The 16402-nt window shown below is 72.0% G+C and carries 13 protein-coding genes and 1 pseudogene; 9 read left to right on the forward strand and 5 right to left on the reverse strand.

What is annotated here, in order from left to right; genetic code table 11:
* Positions 1 to 122: 122 nt before the first annotated feature.
* Entirely contained in the window at positions 123 to 1655 is a 1533-nt protein-coding gene (locus ACIRU3_RS21550; RefSeq protein WP_404058493.1) for an MFS transporter, read from the reverse strand.
* A gap of 97 nt (positions 1656 to 1752) precedes the next feature.
* Between ACIRU3_RS21550 and ACIRU3_RS21555 the strand changes: the two genes are divergently transcribed.
* Entirely contained in the window at positions 1753 to 2349 is a 597-nt protein-coding gene (locus tag ACIRU3_RS21555) for a TetR/AcrR family transcriptional regulator (protein WP_404058495.1), read from the forward strand.
* 30 nt (positions 2350 to 2379) lie between these two features.
* Here the strand turns inward: ACIRU3_RS21555 and ACIRU3_RS21560 are convergent, their stop codons facing one another.
* Entirely contained in the window at positions 2380 to 3651 is a 1272-nt protein-coding gene (locus tag ACIRU3_RS21560; RefSeq protein ID WP_404058497.1) for an MFS transporter, read from the reverse strand.
* 47 nt (positions 3652 to 3698) lie between these two features.
* Between ACIRU3_RS21560 and ACIRU3_RS21565 the strand changes: the two genes are divergently transcribed.
* The gene (locus tag ACIRU3_RS21565) at positions 3699 to 5150 is read left to right on the forward strand and encodes a PLP-dependent aminotransferase family protein (protein WP_404058499.1); all 1452 of its coding nucleotides are present in this window, start codon (positions 3699 to 3701) and stop codon (positions 5148 to 5150) included.
* On the opposite strand, the gene ACIRU3_RS21570 is transcribed toward ACIRU3_RS21565, so the two are convergent.
* Complete coding sequence (locus ACIRU3_RS21570; protein ID WP_404058501.1) at positions 5147 to 6409, reverse strand: PucR family transcriptional regulator; 1263 nt, start codon at positions 6407 to 6409, stop codon at positions 5147 to 5149. The genes ACIRU3_RS21565 and ACIRU3_RS21570 overlap by 4 nt on opposite strands.
* A gap of 167 nt (positions 6410 to 6576) precedes the next feature.
* Between ACIRU3_RS21570 and ACIRU3_RS21575 the strand changes: the two genes are divergently transcribed.
* The 5 genes and pseudogenes from ACIRU3_RS21575 to ACIRU3_RS21595 all read left to right on the forward strand — a co-directional run bounded on the left by ACIRU3_RS21575 (position 6577) and on the right by ACIRU3_RS21595 (position 10652).
* Positions 6577 to 7503 (forward strand): proline dehydrogenase family protein, encoded by a 927-nt coding sequence (locus ACIRU3_RS21575; RefSeq protein WP_404058503.1) that lies wholly within the window; start codon positions 6577 to 6579, stop codon positions 7501 to 7503.
* A 39-nt stretch (positions 7504 to 7542) separates the two neighbouring features.
* Positions 7543 to 9174, forward strand: a complete 1632-nt coding sequence (gene pruA / locus ACIRU3_RS21580) for an L-glutamate gamma-semialdehyde dehydrogenase (RefSeq protein ID WP_404058505.1) — start codon at positions 7543 to 7545, stop codon at positions 9172 to 9174.
* Between the two features lie 156 nt (positions 9175 to 9330).
* Positions 9331 to 9873, forward strand: a complete 543-nt coding sequence (locus ACIRU3_RS21585) for an aminoglycoside 2'-N-acetyltransferase (RefSeq protein ID WP_404058507.1) — start codon at positions 9331 to 9333, stop codon at positions 9871 to 9873.
* Positions 9874 to 9960: 87 nt separating this feature from the next.
* Positions 9961 to 10305: pseudogene (locus ACIRU3_RS21590) on the forward strand (LysR substrate-binding domain-containing protein); the annotation flags it as partial.
* A gap of 218 nt (positions 10306 to 10523) precedes the next feature.
* Positions 10524 to 10652: a hypothetical protein gene (locus ACIRU3_RS21595; RefSeq protein ID WP_404058508.1), complete on the forward strand. Its 129-nt coding sequence runs from the start codon at positions 10524 to 10526 to the stop codon at positions 10650 to 10652.
* 116 nt (positions 10653 to 10768) lie between these two features.
* On the opposite strand, the gene ACIRU3_RS21600 is transcribed toward ACIRU3_RS21595, so the two are convergent.
* The gene (locus ACIRU3_RS21600) at positions 10769 to 12322 is read right to left on the reverse strand and encodes a purple acid phosphatase family protein (RefSeq protein WP_404058510.1); all 1554 of its coding nucleotides are present in this window, start codon (positions 12320 to 12322) and stop codon (positions 10769 to 10771) included.
* Positions 12323 to 12464: 142 nt separating this feature from the next.
* On the opposite strand from ACIRU3_RS21600, the gene ACIRU3_RS21605 reads away from it, so the two are divergent.
* Together ACIRU3_RS21605 and ACIRU3_RS21610 are read left to right on the forward strand one after the other, a co-directional pair.
* Entirely contained in the window at positions 12465 to 13508 is a 1044-nt protein-coding gene (locus ACIRU3_RS21605) for a 3-isopropylmalate dehydrogenase (RefSeq protein WP_404058512.1), read from the forward strand.
* 252 nt (positions 13509 to 13760) lie between these two features.
* Positions 13761 to 14867 (forward strand): branched-chain amino acid aminotransferase, encoded by a 1107-nt coding sequence (locus ACIRU3_RS21610; RefSeq protein ID WP_404058514.1) that lies wholly within the window; start codon positions 13761 to 13763, stop codon positions 14865 to 14867.
* On the opposite strand, the gene ACIRU3_RS21615 is transcribed toward ACIRU3_RS21610, so the two are convergent.
* Positions 14864 to 16309: a cytosine permease gene (locus ACIRU3_RS21615; RefSeq protein ID WP_404058516.1), complete on the reverse strand. Its 1446-nt coding sequence runs from the start codon at positions 16307 to 16309 to the stop codon at positions 14864 to 14866. The genes ACIRU3_RS21610 and ACIRU3_RS21615 overlap by 4 nt on opposite strands.
* Positions 16310 to 16402: the final 93 nt, after the last annotated feature.

The following is a 16402-nucleotide window of genomic DNA, read 5'->3' on the forward strand; positions in this document are numbered from 1 at the left end:
GCCTCGGCCCCCCGGCCCGCGCCCCCGGGGGGGGGGGGGCCCCCCCCCGCGCCCTTGGGCTGGGGTGCGGGGGGGGGGGGGGGGGGCGTATCCCCCCCCCCCCCGGCGCTCTGTCGTGCGGCCTACTTGCCGGCCGCCCCGATCCTGCGCAGCGTCACCGCCGCACCAGCGGCGGCTCCCGCGAGGACCACCGCCCCGGCGATCGCCGCCCCGTGCATCCCCGTGGTGAAGGCGTCGCGGGCCGTGGCGAGCAGGGTCTCGCCGCTGCGGCCGGGCAGCTGGGCGGCCGTAGCGAGGGCGCCGCCCAGGGTTTCGTGAGCCTCGGCCGGGGCCGAGGACGGCATCTCGTGGCGGTACAGGGCCGTACCGATGGAGCCGAGGACCGCCATGCCGAGCGCGCCGCCGAACTCCGTGCCGGTCTCCAGGAGCGCGGAGGCCGTGCCCGCCCGCTCCACCGGGGCCGTGCTCAGCGCGAGGTCCGTCAGCTGGGACATCACCGTGACGACTCCGCAGGCGAGGACACCGGCGGCCACCAGGACCAGCCACAGGGAGTCGGTGCCGGTGGAGGCGAGGAGCGCGTAGCCGGCCGCGGAGACGGCGAAGCCGGTGGCGACGACGTAGCCGCGGTTGGCGCCACGGGCGACGAGCTGTCCGGTGACCGGGCCGGCGATGCCGATGAGGACCGAGGGGAGCAGGCTCCACAGCGCGGCCTGGAGCGGGCTCTTGCCGAGGACCGACTGCAGGTACTGCGTGGTGAAGATGGCCGAGCCCATCATGCCGAACGCCGAGACCAGGGTCAGGGCCAGCGCCGGGGTGAAGCCGTGGCCCCGGAGCAGGGCCGGCGGGATCAGCGGGGAGGCCGTGGTGCGCTGGCGGTGGACGAAGAGCGCGGCGAAGAGCAGACCGACCGTCACCGAGACGACGTACTGCGGGTGCCAGCCCTCGGAGGGGATCTCCTTGAGGCCGTAGACCACGGGGAGCACGGCGGCCATCGACAGCGGGACGCTCAGCCAGTCGAAGCGGCCGGGGTTCGGATTCTTCGACTCGGGGAGCAGGACCGGGCCGAGGATCAGCAGAAGGGCCATCGCGGGCAGGTTGACCAGGAAGACCGAGCCCCACCAGAAGTGCTCGACGAGGACGCCGCTCATCACCGAGCCGAGCGCGATGCCGCCGGTCATCACGCCGGACCAGAGCCCGATCGCCTTCGCCCGCTCGCCCGGGTCGGTGAACATCGTGCGCACGAGGGCCATCGTGGACGGCATCAGGGTCGCCCCGCCGATGCCGAGGATCGCGCGGGCCGCGATGAGCGTCTCGGCGCTGTTCGCGTACGCCGCGAGGAGCGAGGCGGCACCGAAGGCGGCGGCGCCCGTCAGCAGGAGCCTGCGGCGGCCGATGCGGTCGCCCAGCGATCCCATCGTCATCAGCAGGCCGGCCAGGACGAAGCCGTAGATGTCGAAGATCCACAGCTGCTGGGCGCCGCTCGGCCGCAGGTCGGCGCTGATCGCGGGGGTCGCGAAGTAGAGGACGGAGACGTCCATCGAGACCAGCAGCAGCGGGAGCATCAGCACGCCGAGAGCGGTCCATTCGCGGCGTCCGGCGCGGACGGGGGCGCTCTCGGCGCCGACGGGGACGTTCGTACTCGTCGAGTTCGTCATGCCAGTGACTGTACGGGCGTCTTAAACGCTTGTCTAGAACATTTGTATAGGTCATGCGTCTAGGACGGTTGTATGGATCGGCGGTAGGGTGGTCCGCATGGGACACCGTGAGGATCTGCTCGAAGGCGCCAAGCGCTGCCTGCTGGAAAAGGGCTTCGCGCGCACGACGGCACGCGACATCGTGAAGGCGTCGGGGACCAACCTCGCCTCCATCGGCTACCACTACGGTTCGAAGGACGCGCTGCTCGCGCAGGCCTACGTCGCGCTCGTGGAGAACATGTCCGACGCTTTCGACGGGCGCGGCCCCGGCATCGAGGGTGCGCCCGGTTCGCTGGAGCGCTTCCGCTGGGTGTGGTCGAACATCGTCGCCACCATGCGGGAGCCCGGCTCGGTGTGGCGGCTCAGCATGGAGGTCATGACGATCGAACTGCCCGAGGTCCGCGAACACTTGGCCAGTGCCCAGCGCGAGGGCGGGCGCGGTCTCGTGGCGCTGCTGACGGGGGTGCCGGAGGAGGACGTCACGGACGAGACCGCGGACACGCTCGGCAGGTTCTATATGACGCTGATGACCGGACTCATCGCGCAGTGGACGTTCGACGCCAGGACCGCGCCCGACGGGGATGCCCTCACCGAGGGCCTGCGTCAGGTCATCGAAGCGGCCGTGAAACCGGCCTCGGACGCGGGAACACGGTGAACGGGCCTCGGCCGGTACCGCGCCGATGACTCACCGGTCGGCGCGGCGCGGGTCTTCCGTCCCGTCGGCCCGGCGCCCGTGACCGGTCTGCCGGTCGTGCACCACCGGGGCCAGTGCGCCCAGCATCAGCACCGCCGTCAGGGCGAACGCCCACGCATACCCCGTGTGCCCCGCGAGAAGGCCGAAGCCGGCGGCGCCCACGCCCATGCCCCCGTCGTAGCCGAGGTTCCACAGCGCGGTGACCGTGCCGTACGAGGGGCGGGAGACACGGCTGTACATGACGGCGAGGGTGGCGTTCTGGGCGACTCCGAAGCCCGCCCCGAAGACCACCGCGCCCACGAGCACGGCGACCGGACTGGAGGTCGCGGCCATGGCGAGCATGCCGGCGGCCGACAACAGCAGGCCCGGGGCGACCAGTTGCCCGGAGCCGTGTCGGTCGCCGTACCGCCCGGCCGCCCAACGGGCCGCGGTCGAGGCGGCGCTCTGCGCCAGCAGCGCCGCCGTCGCCACGCCGGCCGACGCGTGCGGCACGGCCAGCGGCAGAAAGGTGACCAGGATCCCGGCGGCGAGCGCGGTGGTGGCGAAGACCACCGCGGGCCGCCGCAGACCGGCGACGCGCACGGCCGCGATCATGCCGAGGGCCGCCGGCCCGGCACCCGGTGCCCGTGGGCCCGGTGCCCGCGTCCCACCGCCGGTCGTCCCGCGCTCCGCCGGCGCACCCTCCCGCAGCCCCGGCACCGAGGGGATCGTCGCCAGTGCCGCCACGCCCGCGGCCACGGTGACCGCCCCGTAGCCGACGTTCCCGGCCAGCCACACGCCCAGGGGCAGGGCGACGAGCGACGGCACACCCCCGACCACTCCGACGAGGGCCAGTCCTTCGCCCCTGCGCTCCGCCGGGATCAGCGCCGCGGTCAGGGCGCCGCCCGCGACGATCGTGAGGGCGAACCCCAGCCCGCGCACCAGGCACACCGCCGCGGTCCAGGCCTGGGCCTCGGAGGCGGGCAGCGCCAACGCGGGCGCACCGAGCAGGAACAGCCCGGCCATCAGCGGCCCCCGGGTGCCGTACCGGGCGATGATCCAGGGTCCGGCCAGTTCACCCAGCACCGTGGACAGCATCAGCGCGCCGGTGGCGAGGCCCGCCCCACCGCGTCCGGCGTGCGCGGGCACCGCCGACAGCAGCAGGAAGAAGCTCACCGAGGCGCCGACCATGCTCACGAACCGCAGCAGCAGCGCGCGGGTCAGCAACGGTGGCCGGGCACGCGAAGTCAGCTCATGGTCAGAGGAGTCGGCGTGGGTCGTCATGCCGTCGACGCTAGGTGGCGAGCGGCCCCCCGGTAAGCTCCAATCTCATGCTTGTGAAGTGGGCCGGTCTGTCCCCCGAGTTGCTGCTGACCGTGGACCGGAGCAGCGGCGAACAGCTGCGCGCGCAGCTGGAGAGCCAGCTGCGCGACGCGATCCGCACGGGGCGGCTGCGGGAGGACGAGCGCCTGCCCTCCTCCCGCGAACTCGCCCGCGCCCTGGGCCTGTCCCGCGGCCTCGTCCAGGACTGCTACGCCCAACTGCAGGCCGAGGGCTACCTGGTGACCCGCGTCGGCTCGGCCACCCGGGTGGCGCCCTGCGGACAGCCCCCGGCGCCGCCCGCCACCGAACGGGCCGCCGAACTCCCGCGCCTGATCGCCGACTTCCGCCACGGCGTCCCCGACCTGGCCTCCTTCCCGCGCGCCGACTGGCTGTGGGCGGTTCGGGAGGCGGCCCGCCACATGCCCACGGCCGACCTCGGCTACGGCGACCCAGGCGGCAGCAGGGCCCTGCGTACGGTCGTCGCCGCCTATCTCCGCCGGGTCCGCGCGGCCGCGGCCGATCCCGGCCACACCCTCGTCTGCTCCGGCTACGCCCAGGGTCTCGGCCTCGCCCTCCAGGCCCTGGCCCGCACCGGGGTCCGCGCGGTGGCCCACGAGGACCCCGGGAGCCCCGCCACCGCCACCGCCTCGGTACGGACGGCGGGCCTCACGCCCGTCCCCGTCCCGGTCGACGCACACGGCATCGACGTACGGGCCCTGGACGCGACCGGAGCGCGCGTCGTGATCGTCACCCCCGCCCATCAGTGGCCGACCGGTGTCGTCCTCGCGCCGGAGCGCCGGCACGCGCTTCTCGCCTGGGCACGGCGACGCGACGCCTACGTCATCGAGGACGACTACGACGCCGAGTTCCGCTACGACAAGGAGCCGGTCGGCGCGCTCCAGGGCCTCGCGGCCGACCGCGTGATCTCCATCGGGACGGTCAGCAAGTCCCTCGCACCCGCCCTGCGCATCGGCTGGCTGCTGAGCCCGCCCGCGCTCACCCCACAGCTCACCGAGCTGAAACGGATCGCCGACCGGGGCACACCCACCCTCGACCAGCTGGCCCTCGCCCTGCTGATCGAGTCCGGCCGCTACGACCGCCATCTGCGCCGCATGCGCACGACGTACGCGGCCCGCCGCACCGCCCTGGTCGCGGCCCTCGCCGCACACGCGCCGCAGGTACGGCTGACGGGCCTGGCCGCGGGCTTCCACGCGGTGGCCCACCTGCCGGACGGGACCGAGGAGGAGCAGGTGCTCACCGAGGCGCGGTCCCGGCGCGTCGGGCTGTACGGCATGAGCGCCTGCCGCGCGTCACGGGCACCCGGCCCGCCCCAGCTCGTCCTGGGCTTCGGCGACGTCCCCGAGCGCGCGATCACGGACGGCATCACGGCGGTGGCCGACCTGCTCGGCGGGCAGGGCCCGTCAGGGACTGTCCGGCATGATCCGCCGGACGGGCCTTAGAGCCGCGCCCTCTTGAGCGCCATGTGCAGCAGCAGACGGTCCTCGCCGTCGTCCAGGTCCAGGCCCGTCAGCTGCTCCACGCGGGAGAGGCGGTAGTAGAGGGTCTGCCGGTGGATGCCCAGTTCGGCGGCGGTGCGGCCGGCCTGGCCCGCGCAGTCGAGGTAGACCTCGGCGGTGCGGGCAAGCTCCTGCTGGGCGGGGGAGAGGAGCGGGCCCACCACGGGGTCGTGGGCGGCCTCCGTCGGCAGTGCGGTCAGCAGCCGGTACGGCCCGATGCGCCGCCACTCGGCGACGGGCCCGAGCCGCGGCTCGGCCAGCGCGGCGCGCGCGGCGGCGGAGGCCTCCTGCCAGACGGCCCCCAGCTCGGCCAGGCCGGAGCGGGGCTCACCGAGTCCGGCGGCGACCCCGGTGCCGAGCCCGCCGGCCCCCGCCTTGCTTCCAGGTGCGCGTACGACGCCTCCCCGGGCCCCCTCCGCCTCCTTCAGCAACCGTGCGGCCGCCGTCAGCGCGGGCGTCCCCACATCCGTCGAGCGGAGCCGGACCAGGACCGCGAGGCTCTGGGCCGTGGCTCCCCACGGAACCGTGCACAGCGCCGTGGCGTGCGGGACCGTGCGGACGGACGGGGCCTCGTCGGGGTCGGCCGAGGGCCAGGGGGCGACGCAGACCAGCGTGTGGGGCGCGGCCGCGCGGGGGCCGAGGGCCGTGCGGAGTTCGGCCACCGCCATGTCCTGCTGCCAGCCGGGCTCCGCGGCCAGCACCGCCCGCAGCTCCCGGCCGAGCCCGGCCCCCGCCTGCGCCTCGTCGGCGAGCAGCGCGCCGATCCGGCCCGTCACCTGCATGGCGGCGGCCAGTTGCGCGTCCGTCGGGCCGGGATCGTCGTCCAGGAGCCAGACGTAGCCGAGGACCACACCCCGGTGGCGTACCGGCAGGCAGATGCGGCCGCGATAGACACCGGCCTCGGGTGTCGGCGGGATCCGCACCGGTCCCGTCGCGCGCGTGATGCCGAAGCCCTCGAACCAGGTCCGCACCGCCGCCGTGGAGCGCCGGGTCAGGATCGAGCGGGTGCGCACCGGGTCCAGCGCCGAGGGATCCAGATCGCCCTCGCTGTCGTACGCACCGAAGGCGATCAGCTCGAAGTCACGGTTCTCCAGGGTCGCGGGCGCGCCCAGCAGCTCCGAGATCTCGTCGACCAGCTCCTGGTAGTCACCCACGCTTTTGAAGGATGGAGTATCGGCCGCCATCCGGGCATTCTCGCGCATTTCCGCGACGCCTTCATACATCTGTCTGAGATCCAGGGCACGGATGCGTGACAGCTGTCGATGGCCGACGATCGGAGAGATCCTTAGGTTTCACGGTGGTTCTCCGTGCCGTACCCGAATCGTGGGATGGCGGCCGTCTTCTGGTGCTTTTGTTGTGGAGGTGCCCCGTGCTGGGTCCCGTGATTCTCGCCGCGTCGCGCAGCGACCGGATGCGTCGCCTGATCTCGGCCGCCCCGGTGACCAAGCAGGTCGTGGACCGCTTCATCCCCGGTGAGACCGTGGACGACATCGTTCCGATCATCAAGGACCTGACGACCAAGGGCCTGGAGCTGACGATGGACGTCGTCGGCGAGGACATCACCACCCCCGAGCAGGCCGCCGCCGCCCGGGACGCCTACCTGGAGCTGGTCGAGCGGCTGCGCGACCTGGAGCTGGGCGAGAAGGTCGAGATGTCCGTCAAGCTGTCCATGTTCGGGCAAGCACTGGAGGGCGGCCACGAGCTGGCTCTCGCGAACGTCCGCCCGGTCGTCGAGGCCGCCGCCGCCATCGGTACGACCGTCACGCTCGACGCCGAGGACCACACCACCCTGGACTCGATGTTCGCCATCCACGAGGAGCTGCGGAAGGACTTCCCGCAGACCGGCTGTGTCATCCAGGCCTATCTCTTCCGCACCGAGGCGGACGCCCGGCGCCTCGCCGCGGCCGGCAGCCGTGTCCGCCTCGTGAAGGGCGCCTACAAGGAGCCCGCCGAGGTCGCGTACCAGCAGAAGCACGAGATCGACAAGGCCTACGTGCGCATCCTGAAGACGCTGATGGAGGGCGAGGGCTACCCGATGATCGGGTCCCACGACCCGCGCCTGATCGCCATCGCCCAGGAGCTGGCCCACCAGGCCGGGCGCAAACTGGACGAGTACGAGTTCCAGATGCTCTACGGCATCCGCAGCGAGGAGCACCTGCGGCTTGCCGCGGAGGGCCACCGCATGCGCGTCTACACCGCCTACGGCACCGACTGGTACGGCTACTTCATGCGCCGCCTGGCCGAGAAGCCGGCCAACCTGCGCTTCTTCGTCCGCAGCATGATCAGCAAGGGCTGAGCCCGAACACCCGCTCACGTACAAGGAGTTACGGATCTCATGGACGCTGTGACCCAGGTCCCCACCCCCGTCAACGAGCCGGTGCACGGCTACGCCCCCGGCTCGCCCGAGCGCGCCCGCCTGGAGGCCAGGCTGAAGGAGCTGGCCGAGAACCCGATCGACCTGCCGATGACCATCGGCGGGGAGCAGCGGATGGGCGGCGGCGAGACCTTCCAGGTCGTCCAGCCGCACAACCACAAGGCCGTCATCGGCACCCTGCGCAACGCCACCCAGCAGGACGCGCAGGACGCCGTCGACGCGGCCCTCGCGGCCGCGCCCGCCTGGCGCGCGATGTCCTTCGACGACCGCGCGGCGATCATCCTGCGCGCCGCCGAGCTGCTGGCCGGCCCCTGGCGCGAGACCATCGCCGCCTCCACCATGCTCGGCCAGTCCAAGACCGCCCAGCAGGCCGAGATCGACTCCCCCTGCGAGCTGGTCGACTTCTGGCGCTTCAACGTCCACTACGCCCGCCAGATCCTCGCCGAGCAGCCCCCGGCGAACTCCCCGGGCGTGTGGAACCGCATGGACCACCGTCCGCTGGAGGGCTTCGTCTACGCGATCACGCCCTTCAACTTCAGCGCCATCGCGGGCAACCTGCCCACCGCGCCCGCGCTGATGGGCAACGTCGTGGTCTGGAAGCCGTCCCCGACGCAGACCCACGCGGCCGTCCTCCTCATGCAGCTGCTGGAGGAGGCCGGTCTGCCCAAGGGCGTCATCAACCTCGTCACCGGTGACGGCATCGAGGTCTCCAAGGTCGCTCTGGAGCACCGCGACCTGGCGGGCATCCACTTCACCGGCTCGACCAAGACCTTCCAGTACCTGTGGAAGACGGTCGGCAACAACATCGAGAAGTACCGCACCTACCCGCGTCTGGTCGGCGAGACCGGCGGCAAGGACTTCCTGGTCGCCCACCCGAGCGCCGACCGCGCCGTCCTGAAGACCGCCCTGACCCGCGGTGCCTTCGAGTACCAGGGCCAGAAGTGCAGCGCGACCTCCCGCGCCTACATCCCGGCCTCCATCTGGAACTCCGGCTTCAAGGAGGAGTTCGCGGCCGAGGTCGACTACCTGACCATGGGTGACGTCACCGACCTGTCGAACTTCATCGGCGCCGTGATCGACGACCGTGCCTTCGCCAAGAACAAGGCCGCGATCGACCGCGCCAAGCAGGACCCGACCTGCACGATCGTCGCGGGCGGCAGCTACGACGACGCGGTCGGCTACTTCGTCCGCCCGACCGTCATCGAGTCCACCGACCCGGAGAACGAGATCTTCCGGACGGAGTACTTCGGCCCGGTCCTCGGTGTGTACGTCTACGAGGACGACAAGTACGACGAGATGCTGGCCCAGATGGAGTCGGTCTCCGACTACGCCCTGACCGGTGCGGTCATCTCCAACGACCGTGCCGCGGCCGCCCACACGATGGAGAAGCTCCGCTACGCGGCCGGAAACTTCTACATCAACGACAAGTCGACCGGCGCCGTCGTCGGCCAGCAGCCCTTCGGCGGCGGCCGCGCCTCCGGCACCAACGACAAGGCCGGCGCCCCGCAGAACCTGCTGCGCTGGACCCTGACCCGCGCCATCAAGGAGACGCTGGTCGCGCCGACCGACTACACGTACCCGCACATGGGCTGACCGGCCCTTCCCCCCGAGCGACGGGCCGGGGAGCCTGACATCGGAGCAGGCTTCCCGGCCCGTTTCCAATTCCCGCCACCGGGGCGAGATCCGGACCGGAGCCGGACCCGCACCCGAGGTCCGGTCGAGTTCGGGCAGCGGGCTGATACTTGGTGCATGCCCCTTCCCCTGCGCACCGCCCACACGGCCGACCTCGATCCCGCCGAACTCCGCGCCGTCCGCTCCCTCCTGGACGAGGCGTTCGACGGGGACTTCGGCGACGAGGACTGGGACCACAGCCTCGGCGGCATGCACGCCCTCGTCCGCGACGGCGCCGGGCCGGCCGCGCACGGCTCGGTCGTGATGCGGCGGATACGGCACCGGGGACGCTGGCTGCGCACCGGGTACGTGGAGGCCGTCGCCGTACGGGCCGATGTGCGCCGGACCGGCCTGGGCGGGCAGGTCATGGCGGCGCTGGAGGGGATCGTCGACCGGGCCTACGACCTCGGCGCGCTCTCCGCGAGCGCGGACGGCGCCCCGCTGTACACGGCCCGGGGCTGGCAGCAGTGGAGCGGACGCGTGTGCGCCCTCTCGCCCGACGGGATCGTCCATCTCCCGGAGGAGGAAGGGGGCGTCCACCTGCGGCCGGCCCGCACCGGGCGGCCGCTCGACCCGGACCACGAGCTGGTCTTCGACTGGCGGGACGGGGACATCGCCTGAGAGCACCTCAGGCCTTGCGGATCAGCGTCTTCCCCGTGTTGCCGCCCCGCAGCATCAGCAGGAACGCCTCGACGATCCGCTCGAACCCGTCCACCACCGCTGGTCGACTGGATGGAGAACTGCAGCTCCTACACCCGCGACTGGTGGGCCGCCCAGGACTGGATCCCGGCCGCGACCGTGCGGGCGGAGGACGACGGAGCGGTGCTGTCGATGGTGGGCAGAGGCCTCGGCATGGCGATCATGCCCGCGCTCTCACTGGCCGAGGCCCCGCCGTCCGTGGCGGTCACCGATCTGGGACCTGAGCGTCCGTACCGCTGCGTCGGGTACGTCACCACCCCCGAACTGGCCGCGACCACCGCCGTTCGGGCGCTGGTGCGGGAGCTGCGCTCCCTCCATCCGCGTACGGAAAGAGCGCAGGTCACGGCGGTGTGACCCAATCCGCCGTCTCAGATAGTAGGAAGTCCGAGTAATTGTGCAGACAGCTGCGGCGGACTCCCTTAGTTTTGTAGGAGCCGAACGTCTCGCTCGATCCAGCGAATGGCGGTCGTGAGCCGGGCCCCGTGCAGGCAACCCCTGTGGCACCGCTCCCCGCCCCTCCGGCGTCTCGTACCCCCTTGCCGCGCTCCGTTCGCCGAAGGAGTCGATTTCCCATGGCCGAGACGACCGTCCGCCGAGTCCGTCACGTGACCCGCACCAGCGAGTCCGACCGCAAGAACGCAGCCGCCGCCCTCCAGCGTGCCCTCGACCGCCGTGACAACGGCGGCGAGACCGGCCACTGAGCGGTCCGCCGAACCGTTCACCGAGCCGTCCACCGAGCCGTCCACCGAGCCGGGAGCCGCACCCCCCACTCCGGGCTTCGCCCGAGCGGGGGACCCCCACGAGGTGCGGTGCAGCCTCAGCCGCCGCGCCGCACCTCGAAGTGGTCGATCCGCCGCCCGTCCTCGGCCAGCGCCGACACCATGAGCCGCGGTGACGGACCCGGCCGCGCCTCCACCGCGAGGAGCGAGAAGCCGGTGTACCGCACCCGCGACCACTGAGCCGTCTCCGGCGCGCGCTCCTTGCCCTCGGCCCAGTGGAAGGTGTCCACCTCGTCGTGCCGGGTGATGTTCCCCTCGTAGCTGTCCTTGACGCCCGAGGGGAAGGAGTACAGGTCCCGGCCGCCGCCGCCCGCGGTGACGTACACGATCCCGTCCCGTGCGGGGTCGGTCGAGCCGCCGACCGGCACCGCCCGGCCCACCTTCCCGTCCCGGATCGCGTCCGTGCGCTCGTAGACGTGGTTGTGCCCGTTGATCACCAGGTCCACCCGGTGCCTGGCGAACAGCGGCAGCCACTCGGCCCGCACCCCGCCGTCCGAGGCGTGCTGCGAGGTGGAGTAGGCGCAGTGGTGGAAGAAGACGACCAGGAAGTCCACGCCCTTCGCCGCGCGCAGCTCGCCCAGCTTGGCGTCCAGCCACTTGGTCTGCCGGCCGCCGCTGTGCCCGAGGTTGGCGGGGATCTCGTACGACACGTCGTTGGCGTCCAGCGCCACGAAGCCGGTGTTGCCGTAGGTGAACGCGTAGACGCCCGGCGTCCCCTGCGGGTCGAAGCCGTTGTCCGGCAGGGCGAAGCGGGCGAGCTGGCCGCCGTAGCCGTCCGGCGAGTACCACGCCTCCATGTCGTGGTTGCCGGTCGTCACCATCCACGGCACCGACTTCGCGACCGGCTCGTTCTGCTTCAGGAACTGGTCCCAGAACGTCGGGTCGTAGCCGTCCGAGGTCTGCCCTGCGCCGTTGACGTCCGCGTAGCAGATGTCGCCCGCGTGCAGGTGGAAGGCGGGATCCTGGCGCTGCACCAGGTGGTCGTTGGCGTCGGCGGCCCGTCCCACGCCCTGGTCGCCGAAGGCCGTGAAGACGAAACGCTCCGGGGAGGCGGGTGCCGTGCGGAAGGAGGCGACGGCGGAGCGCCGGCCGGCCGCGGCCGGGTCCCAGCCGTCGTGGCCGACGCCGTAGTAGTACGTCGTGCCGGGCAGCAGGCGGTCCAGGGCCGCGTGCACGTAGTACTGCTCGACCGCCGGCCGCACCCCCTGCACCCCGGGCGTGTGCAGGTCGCGCACCTCGGCCTCGATGCGCCGGCCGAGGTCGTCGGGGCGCAGCCCGATGCGCACGTACGGCCGCCGCACCGCGAACGGAACCTGCCAGGAGACCCGCATCTGCGTCTTCGGATCGGCGCCGAAGGCCAGATGGCGGCCGAACGGGCGGACCGCCGAGCCGGGCACCTGCGAGGTGGCCGGGGCCGGGCGGGCCGTGGCCCCGGAGCCGGAGGAGCAGCCCGTCAGCAGGCCGCCCGCCACCGCGCCCGCGGTCACCAGGGTGCGGCGGCGGACCAGCCGGGTGCGCAGGTACTCGTACTGTTCGGCCATGCTCATCCGCTCCGCGAGGGGCCGCGGGATGCCGAAGTCGGGGGTCTCCATGCCGGGGAACTTTCCACGGGGCTCCAACACCCGTGCCACGTCCGGGTGAACGCCAGCCGACGGGATGACACCGCGACCCGTTCGGGTGTCCGTATGGCGGACAAGGCATGTCATCCCCTGGGACGAGGAGTAGGGTGCCGACATGTCTCGCAGCATCAATCTCGCAGTGATTCCCGGTGACGGCATCGGCCAGGAAGTCGTGGCCGAAGGCCTCAAGGTCCTCTCCGCCGTCCTCCCGCAGGATGTGAAGCTGGAGACCAAGGACTACGACTTCGGCGCCAAGCGCTACCACGCCACCGGTGAGACCCTCACCGACGCCGATGTCGACGCGCTGAAGAAGCACGACGCCATCCTGCTCGGCGCCATCGGCGACCCGAGCGTCCCGTCCGGCGTTCTCGAGCGCGGCTTCCTGCTCAAGCTCCGCTTCGCCCTGGACCACCACGTCAACCTGCGCCCCTCGAAGCTGCTCCCCGGTGTCGCGACCCCGCTGGCCGGCCAGCCGGAGATCGACTTCGTCGTCGTCCGCGAGGGCACCGAGGGCCCCTACACGGGCAACGGCGGCACCATCCGCAAGGGCACCGAGCACGAGGTCGCCACCGAGGTCTCCGTCAACACGGCCTTCGGTGTCGAGCGTGTGGTCCGCGACGCCTTCGAGCGCGCCCAGGCCCGCCCGCGCAAGAAGCTCACGCTGGTCCACAAGAACAACGTGCTGACCTTCGCCGGGCACCTGTGGACGAACATCTTCAACAAGGTGGCCGCGGAGTACCCCGAGGTCACCACCGACTACATCCACGTCGACGCGGCCACCATCTTCCTGGTGACCCAGCCCGAGCGGTTCGACGTGATCGTCACCGACAACCTCTTCGGCGACATCATCACCGACCTCGCCGCGGCCGTCTCCGGCGGCATCGGTGTGGCCGCCTCCGGCAACATCAACCCCGGTGGTGAGTTCCCGTCCATGTTCGAGCCGGTCCACGGCTCGGCCCCGGACATCGCCGGTCAGGGCAAGGCGGACCCCACCGCCACGGTCCTGTCCGTCGCCCTGCTGCTGCGCCACCTCGGTTACGACGCCGAGGCCGACCGCATCGACAGGGCGGTCGCCGCCGACCTCGCCGAGCGCGGCGGCAAGCCCGCCCGCGGCACCTCCGAGATCGGCGACGCTCTCGCCGTACGAGTAGCCGGCTGACCCGCCGCGTCGCTCGACATCGTTTCGAAGCCGCCGGGTCGCATCCGCACCCGGCGGCTTTTCCTTTGCGGTCGCCGGGTGCCACCATCGACCCTGGGCCGATTTCACCCCGATTCCTTCCGTCGGGAGCCCCGCGCGATAATCGAACGCGGAGCCGCGGTATGAGGGAAAGCTCGGACGTCCTAGCACTGACGACTGGCAGTATGGGCGTGAGCGCGGCCCGACACTACAACCGGTGAAGGACACCCACTCATGACGACGCCCACGATCGAGCTCAAGCCCTCCGCCCATCCACTCGCCGCCGCGGAGCGCGAGGCGATCCTGGAGGGCCCCGGATTCGGCCGCCACTTCACCGACCACATGGTGACGATCAAGTGGACCGAGGGCCGCGGCTGGCACGACGGCCAGCTCGTTCCGTACGCGCCGATCCCGCTCGACCCGGCCACCAACGTCCTTCACTACGCCCAGGAGATCTTCGAGGGCCTGAAGGCCTACCGGCAGCCCGACGGCTCGGTCGCCACCTTCCGCCCGGACCAGAACGCCAAGCGTTTCCAGCGTTCCGCGCGCCGCCTGGCCATGCCGGAGCTGCCCGTCGAGACGTTCGTCGAGGCCTGTGACGTCCTGGTCCAGCAGGACCGGGACTGGGTGCCCGCGCACGGCGGCGAGGAGTCCCTCTACCTGCGCCCGTTCATGATCGCCACCGAGGTCGGGCTCGGCGTCAAGCCCGCCAACGAGTACCTCTTCATCGTCATCGCCTCTCCGGCCGGTGCCTACTTCCCCGGCGGCGTGAAGCCGGTGTCGATCTGGGTCTCCGAGGACCGTGTCCGCGCCGTCCCCGGTGGCATGGGCGACGCGAAGACCGGCGGCAACTACGCGGCCTCCCTGCTCGCCCAGGCCGAGGCGGCCGCCAAGGGCTGCGACCAGGTCTGCTACCTCGACGCGGTCGACCACCAGTGGGTCGAGGAACTCGGCGGGATGAACCTGTACTTCGTGTACGGCGGCGCGTCCGATGAAAAGCCGGTGATCGTCACGCCGGCCCTGACCGGCTCGATCCTGGAGGGCGTCACCCGTGACTCCCTGCTGGCCGTCGCCCGTGACCTCGGCTACGAGTCCCAGGAGGGCCGCGTCTCCGTCGAGCAGTGGCAGCGCGACTCCGAGAACGGCACCCTCACCGAGGTCTTCGCCTGCGGCACCGCGGCCGTGATCACCCCGGTCGGCACCGTCAAGCGGGCGAGCGCCGAGTGGAAGCAGGGCGGCGGAGAGCCCGGCGAGGTCACGCTGCGCCTGCGCCAGGCCCTCCTCGACATCCAGCGCGGCACCGCCGAGGACAAGCACGGCTGGATGCACAAGCTGGGCTAGGAGCGCTCCCCGCTCATGCTCAGGGCCGCCCCGGACTCCACGTCCGCGGCGGCCCTGCCGCGTTCCGGGGCGAGGGTCAGCAGCAGGTACACCAGCCCGCCGACGGCACCCGACAGCAGGAAGCTGCAGTCCACCCCGCCGGTGAGCGTCAGCAGCGGGCCCTCGTACGACGGCAGGGACACGGCCAGCAGGCCGACCGCGGCGCCGGCGGCCCAGGACACGGTGGCCCGGATGTTCCAGCCGGCCCGGTACCAGTAGATCCCGCCCCGCGAACGGCGGTTGAAGACCTGCAGGGCGTCGGCGTCGTACACGGCGCGACAGCGGGCGAAGCCGATGAGGGTGATGACCGCCCACGGTGTGCCGATGGCGGTGAGCAGCAGTACGAAGGACGTCATCGCGGACTGGGCGTCCCAGGCGTAGTGGCCGACGAAGACGCAGACCGTTGCCACGACGGCGACCGTGCAGGTGGCACGGGCACGGGAGGCCCGGGGCAGGATGGCGTCCAGGTCCAGGCCCATGGAGTACAGCATCAGGCCGGCGTTGCCGACCGAGCCCGCGGAGGCGGACAGCAGCAGCGGGACCAGGTACCAGGCGGGGGAGGCGGACACCAGGGGGCCCGCGTAGTCGGTGGTGGCGCGGGCCGCGTACGCCGTGAAGGTGCCGAACAGCTGGGGCACCAGCAGGCCGAGGATCAGCCCCAGCCAGGTGGCGTGCAGAACGCGGCGGCCGGAGTGCCGGGCGGGGGAGATGTAGCGGGTGTAGTCGCCGAGCAGGGTGATGAAGGCGATCGGACCTGACAGTCCTGCCGCCACCGCCGCCAGGAACCAGGTCGGCCAGAAGGAGCCCAGCAGATAGCCGCCCGCCCCCGGCAGCGCCGAGGTGGTGAAGTGCGGGGCGTAGGCGAAGACCCCGAGGACCAGCAGGGCGGTCATGCCGAACGCCAGCACCCGGGACATGGCGAGCAGCACCCGGTAGCCGTACACCGCGCCCGCGACCGTCGCGGCCGCGAGCAGCCCGTACACGGCGGCGTACGACAGGCCGTCCGCGGGCAGCCCGAACAGCCGGCCGAGCACGCCCAGCATCACGTCGCCGCCGATCCACACGGTCAGGGCGGTGTAGCCGAGGGCCAGCAGCAGGCCGACGACCGAGCCGACCAGCCGGCCCCGTACGCCGAACTGGGCGCCGGAGGAGGTGGAGAGGTTGGTCGCGGTGCGCAGGGAGACCAGCGCCAGCGGGGCGGTGAACAGTGTGCCGATCACCGTGCCCGCCACGACCGAGCTCACCGACGCCCACCAGCCGAGCCCGAAGGACGGCGGCAGCCAGCCGAAGATGATCACCCCGAGGCAGAGGTTGGAGCCGAGCAGGATCGAGACCAGGTCCCGTGGACCACTGGTCCGTTCCTCGTCCGGGATGGTGTCGACACCGCGCTGTTCGATCGGCATGGCTGGGTCTCCTTCGACGGCCGCCTCTGTCAGTTTGAGCGACGTTCAATGTGACGTGAACCGAGGCCGTCGGTCAATGCTTCAGTTTCATGA

Origin of the sequence: Streptomyces sp. NPDC101151 (assembly GCF_044768335.1) — a bacterium.
GTDB lineage: Bacteria > Actinomycetota > Actinomycetes > Streptomycetales > Streptomycetaceae > Streptomyces.